The sequence below is a fragment of the Luteimonas saliphila genome, from assembly GCF_016774335.1.
Taxonomy (GTDB): Bacteria; Pseudomonadota; Gammaproteobacteria; order Xanthomonadales; family Xanthomonadaceae; genus Luteimonas; species Luteimonas saliphila.
Map to the genome: position 1 here is coordinate 195,088 of NZ_JAETWA010000026.1, position 20,492 is coordinate 215,579.

Consider the following 20,492-nt stretch of genomic DNA (forward strand, 5'->3'; position numbering starts at 1 on the left):
CGCCGGCCCCGCGCGGACGGCGGCCTGCGACCCGCCTCTCCTCGCGTCGCGGCGCCGAACCCCGGTGCAGGGACGCTTGTACAGGGGTCGTGACAACGTTGTCAAATTTCCCCTGCGGCGCGGTCATCCGCGTGTGCAACCCGATCAATCTCCGGCGTTTTGTTTGCGACGCAGCATCGGTCCTGCGCTGCCCCGGGACGGCGCCCGTACTCGCGCCGACGCGGTCCGCTTGGCAGCCCGGCGACGCCTCGCTAACCTCCGCGCTCCGCCAGCCGCAGCGATCCCGATGCCCCCGACCGCCAATCCCGCCCCGCGCCTGCCGCCGCTCGCCTACGTGATCTTCGGGTCGCGCTGGCTGCAGTTGCCGCTCTATCTCGGCCTGATCGTGGCGCAGGGCGTCTACGTGTTCCTGTTCGTCAAGGAACTGTGGCATCTGGTGCACGGTGCCAACAGCCTCACCGAACAGGGCATCATGCTGCTGGTGCTGGGCCTGATCGACGTGGTGATGATCTCCAACCTGCTGGTGATGGTGATCGTCGGCGGCTACGAAACCTTCGTCTCGCGCCTGGGCCTGCAGAACCACCCCGACCAGCCGGAATGGCTGAGCCACGTCAACGCCAGCGTGCTCAAGGTGAAGCTGGCGATGGCGATCATCGGCATCTCCTCGATCCACCTGCTCAAGACCTTCATCGCCGCCGGCGAGGTGGGATTGCCGGTATGCGGCAGCACGGAGTACATCGCGGCCATGGTCACCCATGCCGGGGCCGTCGCCGAGGGACTGGCACTGGCCGAACCGATCTGCACCAAGGTCACTTCCGCCGGGGTGATGTGGCAGTCGATCATCCATGGCGCCTTCATCCTGTCGGCGATCGGTATCGCTTACACCGACAAGCTGATGACCGGCAGCAGCGCCAAACGCGAGCACGCGGGCGCGCACTGAGTCGCGGGTTTCGGGGCAGGGGCCCGGCAGCGCCGACCGACGGGCGGACGGGCAGCCCGACGCGGAGCCTCCGTTGCCCGCGCGACGGACCGGTGACCTGAGGGCGGACGTTCAACGCGCCAAGCGTCGGCATTCGATGCGCGCGGGCGCGACCCGTTCCGGGGTTTCTGCCGCGCACTCCGCGTGGCGAGACAGCGGTTTCCGGGGCAACGATCCCGCTATCAGGCGCTTGCGGGCCCGTTGCTGCACCGCAAAGTGACACCCCGCATAACGACATGTTATCAATTCGGCGCGCTGATGTTAGCGCTAACAAAAACTATAAGGGCAGGGAAGCGTGCCGGTCTCGTGAAACACAGCGGGTCGAAAGTCCGACGGAGTGGCTCAATGCCGCGTCCGGTACGGGTGATGGCCCGATGGATGAGAGCGTCGGTTGACGGTTGTTGATTCGCGGGGCCGATCCGGCACCGCGGTCGCCTGGAGGAAGGCGGCATCGAAGTGATTCCTACTGAAGTCATGAATAACGGGGAGGGCAGTCGGATGAAATTGTGCAGATTTTTGAAGTCCCGCACTGGCGCGGATGGCGGGCGAAGCTCGCCGCCAGACGCTAGCGACATGCTTTTCTTCGCTCACATCCAGTGCTGAGGACATAATTCCATGAACCACAAGTTGAAAGGTTTGAAGTCGAAGGCGATGTTCACCTTCGTCGGGGGCATGCTGGTCATCAACCCCGCATTCGCGCAGGATCCTGCGCCGCAGCAACCCGCAACGCAGCAGACGCAGGCCGCCACGGACGATGCGTCCACGCTCGACACGGTCGTCGTCACCGGCCTGCGCAACAGCCTCGAGAACTCGATGGGGATCAAGCGCGACACCTCCGGTGTCGTCGATGCGATCAGCGCCGAGGACATCGGCAAGTTCCCGGACACCAACCTGGCCGAGTCGCTGCAGCGCATCACCGGCATCTCGATCGAACGCCGCAACGGCGAAGGCGCGCAGATCACCGCGCGTGGCTTCGGCCCCGGCTACAACATGGTCACGCTCAACGGCCGCCAGATCCCGGGCGCGGACGCGTTCGGCAACGGCGACTCCGTCATCGGCGGTACCGGCGCCGGCACCCGCGGCTTCAACTTCGCCCAACTCGCATCGGAAGCAGTGAGCGGAATCACGGTCTACAAGACCGGCCGCGCCGACGTTCCGAGTGGCGGCATCGGCGCCACGGTCGACATCCTGACCAACCGGCCGCTGAACCTCCCCGCGGGCCTGACGCTCAACGCTGGCCTCAAGGCCGGTTCCGACCAGTCGCAGGTCATCGGCGACAGCATCACACCGGAAATGTCGTCGATCATCAGCTTCGCCAGCGACGACAAGCGCTGGGGCGCCAGCCTGAGCACCAGCTTCCAGCAGCGCAAGGGCGGCGACATCCAGGCGACCGAGAACGAATGGCGCGTGCAGCGCTGGAACGGCGCGCCGTCGGGTTGGGGCAACCGGGTCGAGGTCGTGAACGCGCCGACGGCAGGCTCGCTGTACGCGATGCCCGCGGACCTGCGTTACGCGTTCTCGAACTTCGAGCGCCAGCGCGTCAATGCCCAGGGCGTGCTGCAGTTCGCACCGACCGATGCGGTCACCCTGACCCTCGACTACACCCATTCGTCCAATGAGATCTCCGAGGACCGCGGCGAGATGACGCAGTGGCTCCAGCAGGGACCGTTCACGCGCATCGAGTTCGACACCAACGGCCCGGTCGCTACGCCGACTTACATCCGCGAGATCGTGGAAACCAAGGACTTCGGCTACGAGCAGCAACGCAACGAGCAGAAGTACAAGCTCGACTCGATCGGCTTCAACGCCACCTGGCAGGTGACCGACCGCTTCAGTCTGGAATTCGACGGCCACAGCACCAAGAACAAGAGCCTGCCCAACGACCCGATCACGGGCGCCAGCTCGACGGCGTTCTCGTTCGCCGGCACCAGCGCCTGCCAGTCGGCCGGTGGCCCGTACTGCGGCGGCAACTGGGCGCAGGAATACTGGTTCAACACCGGCCTTCCGATCATGGCCCGGACCTGGTATCCGGAATCGCCGAATTCGGACGACGCGTTCAACAACGTCAACGGTGTGGTGAATCCGGCGTTCCCGCCGGAGCAGGTGGGCACACAGATCCAGCGCATCTGGTACTCGCGCCAGGACAGCAAGATCGAGCAGGGCCGGATCGACGGTGCGTTCGACTTCGACAATGGGCGCTTGTCGTTCGGCGTCGATTCGTCGAAGGTGTCGATGCGTCGTCTGACCTCGAACGACAATCAGCAGGTGCTCGGCAACTGGAGCGTCGACAACGTCGGCGAGGAGCCCGGGTTCCAGAACCTGATCCGCCCGATCAACATCGCGGGCCTGTTCGACGACTTCAGCACCAATGGCGCCCCGCAGAATGCGTGGTGGGGGAACGCCAGTCAGCTGGCGGCGTGGGCCACCGGCTTCTATGGCACCCCGTCGAACTTCAACGGCCAGTACAACAACGACAACCTGATCGAGGAGAAGACCAGCGCCGCCTATGTGCAGTACGAGTTCGACGGCGAACTGGGCTCCATGCCGTTCAACCTCGTGCTGGGTGCACGGTACGAGCAGACCGATCTGACGTCCGTGTCGTCCCTGCAGGTACCGCAGTCGATCAACTGGAACGGCGACAATGACTTTGCCATCACCCCGTCCGCCGAGCAGCAGCCGTTCGCGGAGGAGGCCGAATACAATTACTGGCTGCCGAACCTCGATTTCAGCATGGACTTCACCAACAGCCTGAAGGGCCGCGTTTCGCTCAGCCGGACGATCGCGCGCGCGCCTTATGGCAACCTCTACTCCGGCCCGACCGCCAACGCGCCCAACGGCTCGGTTCTGCTTGGCTTCCGTGCAACCGGCAACGCGCAGAATCCGCGCCTGCTGCCACTGGAATCCGACAACCTCGACGTGGCGCTGGAGTGGTACTTCGCCCCGGCCAGCTACATCTCGCTCACGTACTTCGACAAGCGCGTGAACAACTTCATCGGCAACAGCCAGGTGCAGGAGAACCTGTACGGCCTGCGTGACCCCACCGGCGGGCCGGACGCCCAGGCCGCGCTCGCGTTCCTCAACAGCCCCGAGTGCGACGCGCAGGTCGCCGCAAACGGCGGTGGTGGCGTGAACGCTTGCCTTGACAATCCGGTGGCTCTGTTCACCGCGATTGCCCTCCTGCGTAACGCCGATGCAACCGGCGGTCTCGCGGCCTACACCGGCACCCAGACCCAGTTCGAGCAGATGGAACAGCTCGTGCGCCAGCCGGGTCGCGCGATCATCGGCGAGCCCGACGACCCGCTGTACATGTTCAACGTCAACCGCCCGCTCAACCAGCAGAAGGCCAAGATCGACGGCTTCGAGCTGGGCAGCCAGTACTTCTTCGGCGACAGCGGCTTCGGCATCCAGGTCAACTACACCAAGGTCAACGGGGATGTCGGGATCGATGATGGAGCGGCACCTGGCGTCAACCAGTTCGCGCTGACCGGGCTGAGCGACACCGCCAACGCCGTCTTCATGTACGAGAAGTACGGCTGGACCGCGCGACTGGCCTGGAACTGGCGTGACGAGTACCTGTTCGCGGCCAACCAGCAGGCGGCGACCAACCCGTTCTACGTCGAGGAATACCAGCAGTGGGATCTGAGCATCACCAAGCAGCTGGACGACAACTGGGCGGTGGGCTTCGAGGCGATCAACCTGACGGGCGAGGATGTCCGCTGGCGTTCGCGCAACGAACTCCAGATGGTGCGGCTGGTTGACCAGAGCCCGCGCTACATGGCAGCGATCCGCTACACCTTCTGACGCCGAACCTCTCCAAGGCCCAGATGGTGTGAAGGGTGGGGCCGCTGCGCGCGCAGCGGCCCTTTTTTATGAGTCTCACGTGCCTCGATTTCCGCATGCGGGACGGGCATGATGGGCGTGAGCCGCGGCTTGCACGGCGCGATGCCACTTCAATTCACGGGCGCGCCGGAACACCCGCTGCGACCGCTGCCGGGACCGACATGGCGCGATACGAACTGCTCGACAACGTAGCCCACAAGGACCTGCGCGTGGTCACGCGCTTCGGCGCAGGGGTGGCCGATCCCGCCGGCCTGGTCCCCGCCTGGCCGACCGAATTCGCCGAACTGCAGCGCGAATACCCGATCTTCCTGCGCAAGGAGGAGGGCGGTGACGGCTTTCACGCCGTCGCCCTGCTGGGCTTCGACGCCGGCGAGAACCTGTACCTGGACGGCGAGCGCTGGAACGCCACCTACCTGCCCGGCGCCATCGCGCGCGGCCCGTTCCTGATCGGTTTTCAGGAGCAGATGCAGGACGGGGCGCTGCGGCACGAACCGGTGATCCATGTCGACCTCGATCACCCGCGCGTCTCGCGCGACGGGCAAGGAGTGGCCGTGTTCCTGCCCAAGGGCGGCCACAGCCCCTACCTCGAACACGTGATCACGGTGCTCAAGGGCATCCACGACGGCACCGAAGCGGGCCGCGCGATGTACGCATCGCTCGACGCGCTCGGGCTGATCCAGCCGCTGGAGCTGGACCTGCGCTTCGACGACGCCCATGGCGCGCGCCTCACCGGCCTGCATGGCGTCGATCGCGAGCGCCTGGCCGCGCTGGATGCGGAGCAGTTGCACGGCCTGCACCGCGCCGGGCTGCTCGAGGGCGTGTACCTGATGCTGTCCTCGCTCTACAACATGCGCCACCTGATCGCGGAGAAGCAGCGGCGGCTGCGGGCGCAGGCCGAGGCGGAACGGGCCGGCTGACCGCGATGGCCGGATCGCCCGCCCCGGTGCGCGAACTCGACGGCTGCCGTGCCGACGCGCTGCCGCTGCAGGCGCTGCTGGAGGGCGGCGAACCGGTGCTGCTGAAGGGCATCGCCGCCGACTGGAGCCTGGTCGAGGCCGGCCGGGAATCGCCGCAGGCGGCGATGGCGCACCTGCTAGCGCATTACAACGGCCGGCCGCTGCCCTACTCGTGGGGCCCGCCGGAGACGGCCGGGCGTCCGTTCTACACCGCCGATTTCACCCGGCTCAACACGCAGGCGCTGCGCGGCACGCTGGACGCGGTGCTGGACGAGATCGCCGCGCACCTGGACGATCCGCAGCCACCGACCCATTACGTGGCCTCGGTGCCGGTCGACAGCGTGCTGCCGGGCCTGCGCGCGCGCAACGATTTGGATTTCGCCGCGCACGGTGTCGACGCCCCGCCGGCGATCTGGATCGGCAACCGTATCACCGCCTCCTGCCACTACGACGCGCCGGACAATATCGCCTGCTGCGCGGTCGGCCGGCGCCGCTTCACCCTGTTCCCGCCGGGGCAGATCCACAGCCTCTATCCGGGACCGCTGGATCCCACGCCGGGCGGCCAGGCGGTGAGCGTGGTCGACTTCGACGCGCCGGACTTCGAGCGTTATCCGCGCTTCCGCGAGGCGCTCGGGCACGCGCGCAGCGTGCTGCTGGAACCCGGGGATGCGATCTTCATCCCCAGCATGTGGTGGCACCACGTGCAGGGGCTGGAACCGTTCAACGTGCTGGTCAATTACTGGTGGAGCAGCATGCCGGCGTGGATCCCCACCCCGATGCACGCGCTCTACCACGCCATGTGGTCGATCCGCGACCGGCCCGAGCGCGAGAAACAGGCCTGGCGCGAGGTGTTCGACCATTATGTCTTCGGCCCCGCGGAGCGCGCGGGCGAACACCTGCCGGAGCCGGCGCGCAAGGCGCTGGCGCCGATCGACGAGAGCATGGCGCGCCAGCTGCGCGCCTGGCTGATCGCCAGGCTCAATCGCTGAGCTGCGCGCCGGGAGGGCACATGGGGACATCGAGGGTGCGCAAGGTGGTCATCGTCGGGGGTGGGACCGCCGGCTGGCTGGCCGCCGCCGTGTTGGCCCACCAGTTCCGCGACCTGCTGGAGATCACCCTGGTCGAGTCCGAGCAGATCGGCACGATCGGCGTCGGCGAATCCACGATTCCGCCGATCCGGCGCCTGCACCAGCTGCTGCAGATCGACGAACGCGAGTTCATGCGCGCCACGTCGGCCAGCTTCAAGCTGTCGATTTCGTTCGAGGACTGGCTGCGGCCGGGCCGGCAGTTCTTCCATCCCTTCGGATTCACCGGGATGGGGACCTGGGCATGCGAGTTCCACCATTTCTGGCTGGCCGCGCAGAGCCGGGGCATTCAGACCGCGCTCGCCGAATTCAGCCTGGAGGCGGTGGCTTCGCGCGAACGGCGCTTCCTGCTGTCCGGACAGCGCGAAGCCGGCGCGGGCGAATGGACGACACGCTTGGCGCGCTCGTCGGGCCAGGCCGAGCTGACCTATGCCTACCACCTGGACGCCGGCCTGTATGCGCGTTTCCTGCGGCGCTTCGCGGAAGGTTTCGGGCTGCGGCGTGTCGAGGGTCGGATCGCCGAGGTGGCGTTGCACCCGGAGTCGGGCTTCGTCGAATCGCTGCGGCTCGACGATGGACGCAGCATCGATGGCGACCTGTTCATCGATTGCAGCGGTTTCAGGGGGCTACTGATCGAGCAGGCGCTCCAGACCGGCTACGAGGACTGGACCCACTGGCTTCCCTGCGACCGCGCGGTGGCGCTGCAGACCCGGCTCGAAGGGCCTGCGGTGCCGTACACGCGCGCGATCGCGCACGAAGCCGGGTGGCGCTGGCAGATTCCGCTCCAGCACCGCATCGGCAACGGCTGGGTGTATTCGAGCCGGCACATGTCCGACGACGAGGCGCGCCGGCGCCTGCTGCGCGAAGCCAGCGGAACGCCGGTCCGCGATCCGGTGGTCGTGCCGTTCACGACCGGCCGGCGGCGCCTGGCGTGGAACCGGAACGTGGTGGCGATGGGCCTGTCGAGCGGCTTCGTCGAACCGCTGGAATCGACCAGCATCCACATGATCGCCGCCGCCGCGGTGCGCCTGGTGCAGATGTTCCCGATGGAAGGGATCGCCCCGGAGATGGTCGAGCGCTACAACGCCATCAGCCGCCACGAGATGGAGGACGTGCGCGACTTCATCATCCTGCACTACCACGCCAATGCACGCGACGAGCCGCTGTGGCGCGAGTGCCGGGAGATGGTGGTGCCCGATTCGCTGGCGGAGCGCATCGCGCTGTTCCGCGAGCGCGCCCATGTCTGGCAGGACGAGGGCGACCTGTTCCGGACGGACTCCTGGCTGCACGTGATGCTGGGGCAGGGCATCGCACCGCGCCAGTTCCATCCGCTCGCGCTGGCGCTGCCCGAAAACGAGATCCGGCGCCTGTTCGATGCGGTGCGCCAGCCGATCCGCAGTGCGGTGCAGGCGATGCCGCCGCATCCGGAGTTTGTCCGCCACTACTGCCCCGCGGATGCGTCGGTGTGGCCGGCGCCAGCAGCGCCCACGAAGGTGGACGCATGAGGCGCGTGGCGTTCCGCCGCGGCGCAGAAGCAGCAGAGCATTGACCAGGGAGAGGAAGCGTTGGACGAAGTGAAGCGCGGGATCCGCAAGGTGGTGATCGCCGGTGGCGGCACGGCGGGCTGGGTGGCGGCGTGCGCGCTGACCCACCAGTTCCGCGACCTGCTCGAGGTGACCCTGGTGGAGTCCGAACAGATCGGCACCGTGGGCGTGGGCGAATCGACGATCCCCACCATCCGCACCTTCCACCGCCTGCTCGGGATCGACGAGCGCGAGTTCATGAGTTCGGTGGCCGCGAGCTTCAAGCTCTCGATCTCGTTCGAAAACTGGCTGCGCCCCGGGCAACGCTATATCCATCCCTTCGGCCTGACCGGGCTGGGCACCTGGGCCTGCGAGTTCCACCACTTCTGGCTCGACAGCCTGCGCCGCGGCATGACCTCCGAACTGGGCGACTTCTGCCTGGAGACGGTGGCCTCGCGGGTGGACCGTTTTTCTCTGCCGGGCCACCAAGTGGGCGGCGCGCAGCAGTGGTCGACGCGCTGGACGAACCAGGGCATGGCACCGGAGCGGCTGGAGGTCAACTATGCCTACCACTTCGATGCCGGGCTCTACGCGGCATACATGCGCGAGCGCGCCGAGCGCCAGGGCTTGGTGCGCATCGAGGGCAAGATCCAGCAGGTGCGCCAGCACCCGGGGACCGGCTACGTCGAGGCGCTGGTGCTGGAGAACGGCACCGTGCTGGAAGGCGACCTGTTCATCGACTGCACCGGCGGCCGCGCGGTGCTCAGCGAGCAGGCGCTGGGCACCGGCTACGAGGACTGGAACCACTGGCTGCCGAGCAACCGGGCGGTGGCGCTGCAGACCGAGGCCGACGGCCCGGCGGTGCCCTACACCCGCGCCATCGCGCACGAGGCCGGCTGGCACTGGAAGATCGCGCTGCAGCACCGGATCGGCTGCGGCATCGTGTTCTCCGACGCGCACATGTCCGACGACGCGGCGACCGCCAGGCTGCTCGCCGAGAATCCCGCGAAACCACTCCGCGACCCCTGGATCATCCCGTTCCGCACCGGGCGCCGGCGCAAGGCCTGGAACAAGAACGTGATCGCGCTGGGCCTGGCCAGCGGCTTCATTGAGCCGCTGGAGTCGACCAGCATCCACCTCACCCTGAGCGGGGTGGCGCGGCTGCTGAAGCTGTTCCCGGCCGACGGCATCGACGAGTCGATGGTGCAGCGCTACAACGACATCAGCCGCGCCGAGATGGAGCACGTGCGCGACTTCATCATCCTGCACTACCACCTCAACCAGCGCGACGAACCGATGTGGCGACAGGTGCGGCACATGGAACTGCCGGCCGACCTCGCCCACCGCATTCAGATGTTCCGCGACCGCGCGCACGTGCTGCAGGGCGAGGACGAGCTGTTCCGGATCGATTCGTGGACCCACTGCATGCTGGGCCAGGGCGTGGTGCCCACGACGCACCATCCGCTGACCCGCGCGCTGCCCGACGATGCGATGCAGCGCCTGTTCGACGGCATCCGCCAGCCTATCGAGCGCACGGTGGCGGCGATGCCGAGCCACCAGCAGTTCCTCGACAGCTACTGCAAGGCACCGCCCTCGGCCTGGGAACTGATGTACGAAAGGGCGCGCGCGCATGCGCGGGTGACCGGCACGATCGCGGGCGTGGACGGCGGGCTGGCCCGGTGAGACCGCGGTGCTGATCCAGACGCATCCCGGCCTGCGGCTGCAGGCGCGTCGTATCGGCGTCGAGGGCGCGCCGCTGCTGGTCATCGACCAGGCGGTGGCCGACCCCGACCGGCTGGTGCGCAAGGCCGCGCGCGGCCACTTCACCGCGCAGGGCGCGATGTTCCCCGGGCTGCGCATCCGCGCGCCGCTCTCATACGAGGTGTTCCTGGAGCAGCTGATCCGGCCGCTGCTGGCCGAGCATTTCGGCCTGCCGGCGAGGGCGCGCTTCGCCTTCCCCATGTGCCACTACTCGCTGGTCACCCTGCCGCCAGAGCGGCTGGCGTTCCTGCAGCGCGTTCCGCACATCGATTCTGTACAGGGCAACGGCTTGGCCACCGTGCACTACCTGTTCCGCGCCGACTGGGGCGGCACCGCGTTCTACCGCCACCGCGCGACCGGGTTCGAGTCGGTCGACGAGTCCCGCAGCCTGGCCTACTTCTCTGCGCTCGAGCAGGAGAGCGGGCGCGAGGATGCGACCGATGGCTACATCCGCGGCGATTCGCCGCTGTTCGAGCGTGTCGACGCGGTCGAAGGCGTGTTCAACCGCCTGGTCGTGTACCGGCGCAATTCACTGCATTCGGGCGACATCGACAATGCCCGCATCCCGCCCGCCGATGCGCTGACCGGGCGGCTGTCGATCAACAGTTTCATCGACGTCGTCGCCTGAACGCGGCGCCGTGGCACGTCGCGGAGGGTGCGACGCCCGGTCGCGTAAAATGCGGCGATGGATGTTTCCCACCTGATCGACGGGCTCAACCCGGCCCAGCGCGAAGCCGTGACCGCCCCGCCGGGGCACTACCTGGTCCTCGCCGGAGCCGGCAGCGGCAAGACCCGCGTCCTCACCCATCGCATCGCCTGGCTGAACGAGGTGGTCGGAGTGCCGGTGCACGGCATCTTCGCCGTCACCTTCACCAACAAGGCCGCCGGCGAGATGCGCCACCGCGCAGATGCGCTGCTGCGGCACGGTTCGCGCGGGCTGTGGATCGGCACCTTCCACGGCCTCGCGCACCGCCTGCTGCGCCTGCACTGGCAGGACGCGAAACTGCCCGAGGGCTTCCAGATCCTCGACAGCGACGACCAGCTGCGCCTGGTCAAGCGCGTGGTGCAGCAGCTGGAGTTCGACGAGGCGCGCTTCCCGCCGCGGCAGATCGCCTGGTGGATCAACGCGCAGAAGGACGAGGGCCGCCGGCCGCAGCACATCCAGTCGGCCGGCGACGAGTGGTCGCAGGTGATGCTGAAGAGCTACGCGCTGTACCAGGAGCGCTGCGACCGCGCCGGGCTGGTGGATTTCGCCGAGATCCTGCTGCGCGCGCACGAGCTACTGCGCGACACGCCCGCGCTGCTGGCGCACTACCGCCAGCGCTTCGGCCAGCTGCTGGTCGACGAGTTCCAGGACACCAACGGCGTGCAGTACGGCTTCGTGCGGTTGCTGGCCGGCGACACCGGCCAGGTGTTCGTGGTCGGCGACGACGACCAGTCGATCTACGGCTGGCGCGGCGCCAAGGTCGAGAACATGCAGCGCTTCCTGCGCGACTATCCGGGCGCCCACACCATCCGCCTGGAGCAGAACTACCGCTCCAGCGCGAACATCCTGGGCGCGGCCAACGCGGTGATCGCGCACAACCCCGATCGCCTGGGCAAGCAGCTGTGGACCGACAGCGGCGAAGGCGAGCCGATCGATCTGTACGCGGCCTACAACGAGATCGACGAAGCGCGCTTCGTGGTCGAGCGCATCGCGCAGTGGGTGCAGGGCGGCGGCAGTCATGGCGACTGCGCGGTGCTCTACCGCAGCAACGCCCAGTCGCGCGCGTTCGAGGAGACCCTGCTGGCCGAGCAGGTGCCCTACCGGGTCTACGGCGGCGTGCGCTTCTTCGAGCGCGCGGAAGTGAAGGACACCCTGGCCTATCTGCGGCTGGTGGCCAACCGGGCCGACGACGCGGCGTTCGAGCGCGCGGTCAACACCCCCACGCGCGGCATCGGCGATCGCACGCTCGACGAGGTGCGGCGCGAGGCGCGTGCGGCGGCCGTCTCGTTGTGGCAGGCCTCGCTGCGCGTGCAGCAGGGCAATGCGCTGGCCGGTCGCGCGCGCAACGCGCTGGCCACGTTCCACGCGCTGGTCGACGCGATCGCGGGCGAGGTGGCCGAGCTGCCGCTGAAGGACAAGATCGACCACGTCCTGCTGCGCTCGGGCCTGCGCGTGCACTACACCAACGAATCCAAGGGCGCGGCCGATTCGCGCGTGGACAACCTCGACGAGCTGGTCTCGGTGGCCTCGCGCTTCGTCAAGGGCGACGAGGAGGATGCGGCGCAACTGTCGGAGCTGGTCGCGTTCCTCGCCTACGCCGCGCTCGAGGCCGGCGAGGGCCAGGCGCAGGCCGGCGAGGACGGCGTGCAGCTGATGAGCCTGCACAGTGCCAAGGGCCTGGAGTTCCCGCTGGTGTTCCTGGCCGGCATGGAGGAAGGCCTGTTCCCGAACGCGCGCTCGATCGAGGAGAGCGGGCGGCTGGAGGAGGAACGGCGCCTGGCCTACGTCGGCATCACCCGCGCGCGGCAGAAGCTGGTGCTCAGCTATGCCGAGTCGCGGCGCCTGCACGGCCAGGACATGTACGGCGTGCCGTCGCGCTTCCTGCGGGAAATTCCGTCATCGTTGCTGCACGAGGTGCGGCCGCGGGTGCAGGTGTCGCGCCCGGCGTTCGCGCCGCGCCCGCGCCGCGACTGGGGCCATGCGTCGCTGGAGGAATCGCCCGGATTGAAGCTCGGCCAGAACGTCGCCCATGCGAAGTTCGGCTCCGGCGTGGTCACCGACATCGAGGGCAGCGGCGCGCATGCGCGGGTGCAGGTGAACTTCGACGATGCCGGTTCGAAGTGGCTGGTGCTGGCGTACGCCAACCTGACGCCCGCGTAGGCGAACGTCTGCTCCTGCCGCAGCACCGGTCGGCGGTGCGCGGTGCGCACGTGGGCCGCCAGGAGACAATCCTCGCTGCAAGCACCGACCCGGGACCGCGCGGCTGCCCAGGCACGTGCCGCATCGTGCCGGCGGTCGGATCCGGGGCGGGATGCGCACGCAGCCGGAGCCCTGCATGTAATGGCGCACGACGGGAGAACGGGCGCGCGCTGCTGGATCGTCGAACTCGCGCCCGCACCCCTGTAGGGCGTCAATCGCGGATGGGGAAGTCGGGCTCCTCCAGCGTGCCGTCCCCGCGCAGCACGGCATGGCGCTTGCCCTCGCGATCGATCACCACCGGGATCGGCTCTTGGAACATCGACCGACGCACGAACCTCAGCGTCCAGCGGAACTGTTCCAGCGTCTCCAGCGCCGTCAGTTGCGCCGGCGTCAGCCCGGCGCGCAGTGCGGCCGGATCCCCGGGCTGCTGGCTGCGTCGCTCGCGTCCGTACATGCCGCGGTCCCGGGTGGTGACATCGCGTCGAGTGTGACGCGACGCGCCTGCAGGTCGCGTGAAACGCGGGGCGGTGGCGTGGCGCGCGCGCTCGGGCGTGTGGTGGCGTACGCCGTCCCCCGGACCGGTGCATCGGGCCGCATGCATGGGATGCACAGGTTGCCGGATGGAACCACGGGCAGGCAGCGCATCGTGCATCATGCGCCGTAGGCGATCGGCGGATGCGATGAGGAGCAAGCCATGCAGGTGGGCATGATCGGACTGGGTCGCATGGGCGCGAACATGGCGCAGCGGCTGCAGCAGGGTGGACACGAGGCGCTCGGGTACGATCCGGTGCCGGAAGCGCGCGCGCAACTGGCGGCGGAAGGCGTCGAGTCCGTCGACACACTGGAGGCGCTGGCGCAGGCGCTCCAGGCCCCGCGCGTGCTGTGGATGATGGTGCCGGCGGGCGCGCCGGTGGATGCCACGATCTCGGCCCTGCAGCCGCTGCTCGCTCCCGGCGACATCGTGATCGACGGCGGCAACTCGTTCTACAAGGACAGCCAGCGTCGCGCGGACGCGTTGCGCGGGCAGGGCATCGCCTACCTCGACGTCGGCACCAGTGGCGGCGTCTGGGGCCTGACCGAGGGTTACAGCCTGATGGTCGGTGGCGATGCCGGGGCCTCGGCCCGCCTGTCGCCCCTGTTCGAGGCGCTCGCGCCGGCGCCGGACCGCGGCTGGGGCCACGTGGGGCCCAGCGGCGCGGGCCATTACGCCAAGATGATCCACAACGGCATCGAGTACGGAATGATGCAGGCCTACGCCGAGGGCTTCGCGATCCTGCAGCGTCGCGCCGACCTGGTGCCGGACATCGCCGGCCTCGCCGAACTCTGGCGCCACGGCAGCGTGGTGCGGTCGTGGCTGCTGGATCTCACCGCGCAGGCGCTGGCGGGCAACCCGGGGCTCGACGGCATCGCGCCCTACGTCCCCGATTCCGGCGAGGGACGCTGGACGGTGGCCGAAGCGATCGAACTCGACGTGGCCGCACCGGTGATCACCCAGTCGCTGATCGAACGCCTGCGCTCGCGCGACGGCGAGGCGTTCGCGGACAAGCTGCTGTCGGCGATGCGCGGCGCCTTCGGCGGCCATGGCGTGAAACCGGCCGGGCCGGCCGGGCCGGGCGCGACGTGAGCGCGGATTGAGCAGGATCAAGGCGCCGCGGCCGCGCACGTGGCGTCATGGACGCGGACCGCAACCGCTTCGAGGTGTTCCATGTATACGCATCTGCTGATCGCGACCGACGGCTCCGAACTGGCCGGCAAGGGCGTCGACGCCGGGCTCGCGCTGGCTGCGGCGCTGGGGGCGAAGGCCACCCTGGTGACGGTGTCGGAGCCCTGGCAGGACCCGCTGCCGGGCGATCCCTCGGGGCTGGCGCTGTCGTTCGAACTGCGCGAGGAGCAGCGCAGGGCGCAGGCGGCCGGCGCCGAACGGATCATCGCGCAGGCGCGAACCCGGGCCGAGCGGGCGGGAGTGGCGCTGGAGGGCGTGTACGTGCCCGAACGGATGCCGGACGAGGCGATCCTGGAGACGGCGCAACAGCGCGGCGCGGACCTGATCGTGATGGCCTCGCACGGCCACCGGGGCCTGCGCAAGCTGCTGCTCGGCAGCCAGACCCAGTCGGTGGCCAGCCGCAGCACGGTGCCGGTGCTGGTGGTGCGCTGATCCGGGCGGTCAGCCGGGTGCGATCGCGCGCCCGCCGGCGGCGCTTTCCAGGCCCGCTTCGAGCACGCGCATCACGTCCAGCGCCTGGGTGGCGGTGACCGGCGCTTCCCCGCGCCCCAGGATCGCGTCGCGCATCGCGGCGTAGCAGGCGCGATAGTCGCCGCGAGGCCCTTCGAACGTGCGCGACACCGGCGCGTCGTCGACGATCGTGGTCAGGATCCCGGGCTGCCGATCGTGCCCCCAACCCGGCGCCCCCGGAGCGATGCCCTCGCGCAGCGCCGCCTCCTGCGGGTCGAGCCCGTGCTTGACGAAACTGCCGCCCGTGCCGTGGGCGGCGAAGCGCGGCCCGTTCGCCGCCACCAGCGCGCCCGCGTGCAGCACCACCCGCAGGCGCCCGTAGCGCAGCACGACGTGGAAGAAATCGTCCACCACCGCGTCCGCGCGCTGCGCGGCGATGTCGGCCTGGATCGCGTCCGGCATGCCGAACAGCTGCAGCGCCTGGTCGACCAGGTGCGGCCCCAGGTCGAACCACAGCCCGGCGCCCGCGCCCGCGCGTTCGCGCCAGCGGTCGGGGACCTGCGGGCGGAAACGGTCGAAGTGGGAGTGCAGTTCGACCAGATCCCCGAGCGCGCCCTCGTCGATCAGCGCCCGCAACGCCAGGAAGTCCGCGTCCCAGCGTCGGTTCTGGAACACGCTGGCGATGCGGTCGGCGCGCTGTGCGGCCGCCACCACGCGACGGGCTTCTTCCAGCGTCGTGGTGAACGGCTTGTCCACGATGACGTGGCGGCCGGTCTCCAGCGCGGCGATGGCCAGCGGCGCGTGCACGGCGTTGGGCGCGGCAATGACGACGAGGTCGATGGCGTCGTCCGCGAAGGCGGTTGCCGGGTCTGCGGCCACGTGCGCTCCGGGCAGGGCGGCGAGCACCTTGTCGGCATCGGACGACACCACGGTGTGCAGGCGCAGGCCGGCCGTGTGGCTGATCAGCGGGGCATGGAAGACGCGGCCGACATAGCCGTAGCCGACCAGCGCCACGTTCAGCGAATCCGCCATTCCGGCGCGGGTTACCAGCCGAACAGCTTGAAATAGGTCTGTGGCGGGTCGTCGCCCTCGCGCGTGGACAGCACGCGGCCGTCGCGGACGTGCAGGTGGTAGCCCGGCCCGCGGGGCGGCTGCACATGCACCACCTGCAACTGCCCGCCGACGCGGTACTCGGTGATGACGTCGCCGTTGGCTTCGGTGCGGACGTTCTCCACCGCGCCTTCGGGAATCTCGACGCCGGGCGCGGCCGGCGTGGTGGCGCAGGCGCCGACGGCAAGCAGCAGCGGCAACAGCAGGACGGAGTGCGTGCGGCGCATGGGGGGCTCCCGGCATTCGTGGTACTTCATTATGCGCCCGTGCGAGTGGGGTCGGGGTGATGCGGTGGGGGCGGGCGGGATGGCGTGATTTGACGTCGATCACGCGTGGACGCGCGCTGGTCGGTGCGGCTTCGTCGGGCCTGGTCCAGGAAGGCCGGGGTGCGTTCGGCATCGCGGCTGCGTGGGAAAGCGATCGTGGACAGCGCGCGGATTAAAACCCGGCTGTTTCGCGCGTGTGGGCGCGTTTCGTCGTGCCGGCGGGCGGTGGAGGTGGGTCCGGGGCAAGGAGGCAAAGCCGTCGTGGTTCGACTTGCGTCACGCGTGGCGACGCGTTCGTGCGCGTGGCCTCGTCCGGTTTCGTTTTGCGCGGCGTAGAATCGGGCCATGCCAAGACTCGTGCTGATCGACGGTTCGTCCTACCTGTTCCGCGCGTTCCATGCGCTGCCGCCGCTGACCAATGCTGACGGCGAGCCGACCGGCGCGCTGTTCGGCGTGGTCAACATGCTGCGCGCGACGCTGAAGGAAGCGCCCGACTACGCCACCTTCGTCGTCGACGCCAGCGGTCCGACCTTCCGCAACGAGCTGTATCCGGCCTACAAGGCCAACCGCCCGCCGATGCCGGACGACCTGCGCGCGCAGGTCGAGCCGATGTGCCGCATCGTCGAGGCGCTGGGCTTCACCATCCTGCGCGTGCCGGGCGTCGAGGCCGATGACGTGATCGGCACCCTGGCGCTGCAGGGCGCCGCCGATGGCATCGACGTCACCATCTCCACCGGCGACAAGGATTTCGCGCAGCTGGTGCGGGTGCCGGTGTCGGGCAGCGGGCGCGTGGAGCTGGTCAACACCATGACCGGCAGCCGGATGGACAGCGACGAGGCGGTGATGGCGAAGTTCGGCGTGCGCGCCGCGCAGATCGTCGACATGCTGGCGTTGATGGGAGACAGCGTCGACAACATCCCCGGGGTGCCCAAGTGCGGGCCCAAGACCGCGGCCAAGTGGCTGGCCGAGTACGGCACGCTCGATGGCGTGATCGCCAACGCCGATACGATCAAGGGCAAGATCGGCGAGAGCCTGCGCGAGGCGCTGCCGCAACTGCCGCTGAGCCGCACACTGGCGACGATCAGGACCGACGTCGCGCTCGAGGTCGCGCCGACGGGGCTGCACCTGCGCCCGCGCGACGTCGACGCGCTGCGCGAACTCTACGCCCGATACGGCTTCAACCAGGCGCTGAAGGACCTCGACGGCAACGGTGTCGCCGGCGTGGCGGAAAAGGAGCCGGGCACTGCGCGCGGCAGCGGGCGCTACACCGCGCCGGTGGTGCAGGACGAGTCGCCTCTGGATGCCGCGCTCTCCGTGCCGGGCGTGTACGAGACGATCCTGACGCAGGCGCAACTGGACGACTGGCTGGTGAAACTGCGCGCGACGGGAGAATTCGCGTTCGACACCGAGACCGACTCGCTCGACCCGATGCGCGCCAACCTCGTCGGCCTGAGCGTCGCGGTGGAGACGGGACACGCCGCCTACATTCCGCTCGCACACGATTATCCCGGTGCGCCGCAGCAGCTCGCCCGCGCCGCCGTCCTCGCCGCGCTGCGGCCGCTGCTCGAGGATCCGGCCGTGCGCAAGCTCGGCCAGCACGGCAAGTACGACCTGCACGTGCTGCGCCGCCACGGTGTCGACGTGCGCGGCTACGCAGACGACACCATGCTCGAGAGCTTCGTGCTGAACTCCGGCCAGCGCCACGACATGGATTCGCTGGCGCAGCGCCTGCTCGGTTACGAGACGATCCGCTACGAGGCCGTCGCCGGCAAGGGCAGCAAGCAGATCCCGTTCTCGCACGTCGCGATCGACGACGCGACCCGCTACGCCGCCGAGGACGCCGACATCACCCTGCGCCTGCACCGCGTGCTGGCGCCGAAGCTCGCCGCCGAGCCCGCGCTCGAATGCGTCTACCGCGGGATCGAGATGCCGCTGATGCCGGTGCTGGAACGGATCGAGGCCAATGGCGTCATGGTCGATGCCGAGGAACTGCGCCGCCAGACCGCCGACCTGTCGCGGCGCATGCTCGCCGCGCAGCAGAAGGCGACCGAACTGGCCGGGCGCACCTTCAACCTCGATTCGCCCAAGCAGCTGTGCGCCCTGCTGTTCGAGGAACTGAAGCTGCCGGCGCTGGTGAAGACGCCCAAGGGCCAGCCCAGCACCAACGAGGAGGCGCTGGAGGCGATCGCCGACCAGCATGAACTGCCGCGCGTGATCCTCGACTACCGCGGCCTGGCGAAGCTGCGCAGCACCTATACCGAGAAGCTGCCGGAGATGGTGAACCCCGTCACCGGCCGCGTGCACACCAGCTACCACCAGGCCGGCGCCGCGACCGGGCGGCTGGCCTCGAGCGATCCCAACCTGCAGAACATCCCGATCCGCACCGAGGACGGCCGCCGCATCCGCAAGGCCTTCGTCGCGCCGGAAGGACGTCGCCTCGTCGCCTGCGACTACTCGCAGATCGAGCTGCGGATCATGGCCCACCTCTCGGAGGACGACGGCCTGCTGCGCGCCTTCGCCGCCGGCGCCGACATCCACCGCGCCACCGCGGCGGAAGTGTTCGGCCGCAAGCTGGAAGAGGTGACGTCGAACGAACGTCGCGCCGCGAAGGCGATCAACTTCGGCCTGATGTACGGCATGAGCGCATTCGGGCTGGCGCGCAACCTCGGCATCGGCCGCGGCGAGGCGCAGGACTACATCGCCACCTATTTCTCGCGCTATCCCGGCGTGCGCGACTACATGGAGCGCACCCGCCAGCAGGCGCGCGACCAGGGCTACGTGGAGACCGTATTCGGGCGGCGGCTGTATCTGGACTTCATCCACAAGGGCAACCAGGCACAGCGCGCGGGCGCCGAGCGCGCCGCGATCAACGCCCCGATGCAGGGCACCGCGGCCGACATCATCAAGCGCGCGATGGTGGACATCGACGGCTGGCTCGCCGGCCAGGGCGGCTCCGCGCTGATGATCCTGCAGGTGCACGACGAGCTGGTGTTCGAGGTCGATGCGGGTTTCGTCGAGACCCTGCTGCGCGAGGTGCCGGCGCGAATGGCGGCAGCCGCGGAACTGCGTGTTCCATTGGTGGTGGACTCCGGTACCGGCATGAACTGGGACGAGGCGCACTGAGCGCGACGGGAAGACCGGAAGGACGCGATCGACAGACGCCGTGGGAGCGCTCCCAACATCTTTCCTACGCATCGGGATCCGATCCCATGACCTATGGCAGGGTCTGTAACTGCGTGTAACTTCGTGAAAAATGGAGAAGTGACGCATGCAGGTAAACGCGGGCTGAATTCTTCCGGCCTGCAAGCGACTTCTTCACGAACTCTCAATGTTCGAGGTGGTCATATAGCTCGCGACAGATGCAAGGTCTGTCGCTGATCTCCTCCCATCCCCTGGAGCAGAGATCTGGAACGCAAGACTTCTCCCCGAGTCCCGTTCCCGAGCCCCGCCGGCCCCCCCTGCCTGCGGGGCTTTTTATTGGCTCTTCTCCCATGTGAGGGAAAAATGGTCTGCGATGGGGAAGTCCCAGTCAGGACTTCGGATGGACGCCGCGCCCCGGCGCCCGGGGATCGCTTTCCGCTCGGTCAGGGCCTCGTGCCCTGACTCGCGCGCAAGACATCCATGTCTTGCTTGTCGCGATCCCCGGGCGCCAGGGCGCGGCTCATCGTTGCCTGCCCGCGATGGCCGGGTGGCCAGCTTCTTCGAAGTCAGGCCAATGATGCTCCGACGGGCGTTCCGGGCCGGGGATTGCGGCGAGCAGCGCATGGATGCGCTGCGGCGGCGAGTCAGCCATGGGCGAGCGCGTGCACGTGAGCGCCGGCGCGCTGTGCCGGCCGGACCGCGCGCGGTCCGAGTGGCAATCCCCGGCCCGGAACGCCCCGAGCCGCAAGCCCG

15 protein-coding genes are annotated in these 20,492 nt (G+C 68.9%); 11 read left to right on the forward strand and 4 right to left on the reverse strand.

Annotated features, from left to right (window positions below; translation table 11 throughout):
* The first annotated feature begins 286 nt into the window (after positions 1–286).
* The 8 genes from JMO03_RS06630 to uvrD all read left to right on the forward strand — a co-directional run bounded on the left by JMO03_RS06630 (position 287) and on the right by uvrD (position 13,010).
* Complete coding sequence (locus JMO03_RS06630; protein ID WP_202841736.1) at positions 287–940, forward strand: TIGR00645 family protein; 654 nt, start codon at positions 287–289, stop codon at positions 938–940.
* 654 nt (positions 941–1,594) lie between these two features.
* Positions 1,595–4,780, forward strand: a complete 3,186-nt coding sequence (locus tag JMO03_RS06635) for a TonB-dependent receptor (protein ID WP_202841738.1) — start codon at positions 1,595–1,597, stop codon at positions 4,778–4,780.
* Positions 4,781–4,980: 200 nt separating this feature from the next.
* Entirely contained in the window at positions 4,981–5,736 is a 756-nt protein-coding gene (locus JMO03_RS06640) for a SapC family protein (RefSeq protein WP_202841740.1), read from the forward strand.
* A gap of 5 nt (positions 5,737–5,741) precedes the next feature.
* The gene (locus JMO03_RS06645) at positions 5,742–6,764 is read left to right on the forward strand and encodes a cupin-like domain-containing protein (protein WP_202841742.1); all 1,023 of its coding nucleotides are present in this window, start codon (positions 5,742–5,744) and stop codon (positions 6,762–6,764) included.
* Positions 6,765–6,784: 20 nt separating this feature from the next.
* Entirely contained in the window at positions 6,785–8,365 is a 1,581-nt protein-coding gene (locus JMO03_RS06650; RefSeq protein ID WP_202841744.1) for a tryptophan halogenase family protein, read from the forward strand.
* A 69-nt stretch (positions 8,366–8,434) separates the two neighbouring features.
* Positions 8,435–10,066, forward strand: a complete 1,632-nt coding sequence (locus tag JMO03_RS06655) for a tryptophan halogenase family protein (protein ID WP_337926375.1) — start codon at positions 8,435–8,437, stop codon at positions 10,064–10,066.
* 7 nt (positions 10,067–10,073) lie between these two features.
* Positions 10,074–10,772 (forward strand): DUF6445 family protein, encoded by a 699-nt coding sequence (locus tag JMO03_RS06660; protein ID WP_202841746.1) that lies wholly within the window; start codon positions 10,074–10,076, stop codon positions 10,770–10,772.
* Positions 10,773–10,829: 57 nt separating this feature from the next.
* Positions 10,830–13,010: a DNA helicase II gene (gene uvrD / locus JMO03_RS06665; RefSeq protein ID WP_202841748.1), complete on the forward strand. Its 2,181-nt coding sequence runs from the start codon at positions 10,830–10,832 to the stop codon at positions 13,008–13,010.
* Positions 13,011–13,260: 250 nt separating this feature from the next.
* Here uvrD and JMO03_RS06670 read toward each other — a convergent pair whose 3' ends face one another.
* A complete protein-coding gene (locus JMO03_RS06670; protein WP_202841750.1) occupies positions 13,261–13,503 on the reverse strand; it encodes a hypothetical protein in 243 nt (80 codons plus the stop codon).
* 240 nt (positions 13,504–13,743) lie between these two features.
* Here JMO03_RS06670 and gnd point away from each other — a divergent pair, with 240 nt between their 5' ends.
* Positions 13,744–14,673, forward strand: coding sequence for a phosphogluconate dehydrogenase (NAD(+)-dependent, decarboxylating) (gene gnd / locus JMO03_RS06675; protein WP_202841758.1), 930 nt, complete (start codon positions 13,744–13,746; stop codon positions 14,671–14,673).
* Between the two features lie 81 nt (positions 14,674–14,754).
* Positions 14,755–15,204: a universal stress protein gene (locus JMO03_RS06680; RefSeq protein WP_202841759.1), complete on the forward strand. Its 450-nt coding sequence runs from the start codon at positions 14,755–14,757 to the stop codon at positions 15,202–15,204.
* A gap of 9 nt (positions 15,205–15,213) precedes the next feature.
* Here the strand turns inward: JMO03_RS06680 and JMO03_RS06685 are convergent, their stop codons facing one another.
* Together JMO03_RS06685 and JMO03_RS06690 are read right to left on the reverse strand one after the other, a co-directional pair.
* Positions 15,214–16,254 (reverse strand): oxidoreductase, encoded by a 1,041-nt coding sequence (locus JMO03_RS06685; protein ID WP_202841760.1) that lies wholly within the window; start codon positions 16,252–16,254, stop codon positions 15,214–15,216.
* A gap of 11 nt (positions 16,255–16,265) precedes the next feature.
* Positions 16,266–16,559 (reverse strand): DUF2782 domain-containing protein, encoded by a 294-nt coding sequence (locus JMO03_RS06690; RefSeq protein ID WP_202841761.1) that lies wholly within the window; start codon positions 16,557–16,559, stop codon positions 16,266–16,268.
* Between the two features lie 384 nt (positions 16,560–16,943).
* Here JMO03_RS06690 and polA point away from each other — a divergent pair, with 384 nt between their 5' ends.
* Positions 16,944–19,721, forward strand: a complete 2,778-nt coding sequence (gene polA, locus JMO03_RS06695; RefSeq protein ID WP_202841762.1) for a DNA polymerase I — start codon at positions 16,944–16,946, stop codon at positions 19,719–19,721.
* 538 nt (positions 19,722–20,259) lie between these two features.
* Here the strand turns inward: polA and JMO03_RS21060 are convergent.
* On the reverse strand, positions 20,260–20,492 hold a 233-nt coding region (locus JMO03_RS21060; protein ID WP_238345947.1), incomplete at its 5' end, for a hypothetical protein.

Coding starts and splice junctions, on each gene's coding strand:
- JMO03_RS06630 (WP_202841736.1), top strand. CDS start 287: ATGCCCCCGACCGCCAATCCCGCCCCGCGCCTGCCGCCGCTCGCCTAC.
- JMO03_RS06635 (WP_202841738.1), top strand. CDS start 1,595: ATGAACCACAAGTTGAAAGGTTTGAAGTCGAAGGCGATGTTCACCTTC.
- JMO03_RS06640 (WP_202841740.1), top strand. CDS start 4,981: ATGGCGCGATACGAACTGCTCGACAACGTAGCCCACAAGGACCTGCGC.
- JMO03_RS06645 (WP_202841742.1), top strand. CDS start 5,742: ATGGCCGGATCGCCCGCCCCGGTGCGCGAACTCGACGGCTGCCGTGCC.
- JMO03_RS06650 (WP_202841744.1), top strand. CDS start 6,785: ATGGGGACATCGAGGGTGCGCAAGGTGGTCATCGTCGGGGGTGGGACC.
- uvrD (WP_202841748.1), top strand. CDS start 10,830: ATGGATGTTTCCCACCTGATCGACGGGCTCAACCCGGCCCAGCGCGAA.
- JMO03_RS06670 (WP_202841750.1), bottom strand. CDS start 13,503: ATGTACGGACGCGAGCGACGCAGCCAGCAGCCCGGGGATCCGGCCGCA.
- gnd (WP_202841758.1), top strand. CDS start 13,744: ATGCAGGTGGGCATGATCGGACTGGGTCGCATGGGCGCGAACATGGCG.
- JMO03_RS06680 (WP_202841759.1), top strand. CDS start 14,755: ATGTATACGCATCTGCTGATCGCGACCGACGGCTCCGAACTGGCCGGC.
- JMO03_RS06685 (WP_202841760.1), bottom strand. CDS start 16,254: ATGGCGGATTCGCTGAACGTGGCGCTGGTCGGCTACGGCTATGTCGGC.
- JMO03_RS06690 (WP_202841761.1), bottom strand. CDS start 16,559: ATGCGCCGCACGCACTCCGTCCTGCTGTTGCCGCTGCTGCTTGCCGTC.
- polA (WP_202841762.1), top strand. CDS start 16,944: ATGCCAAGACTCGTGCTGATCGACGGTTCGTCCTACCTGTTCCGCGCG.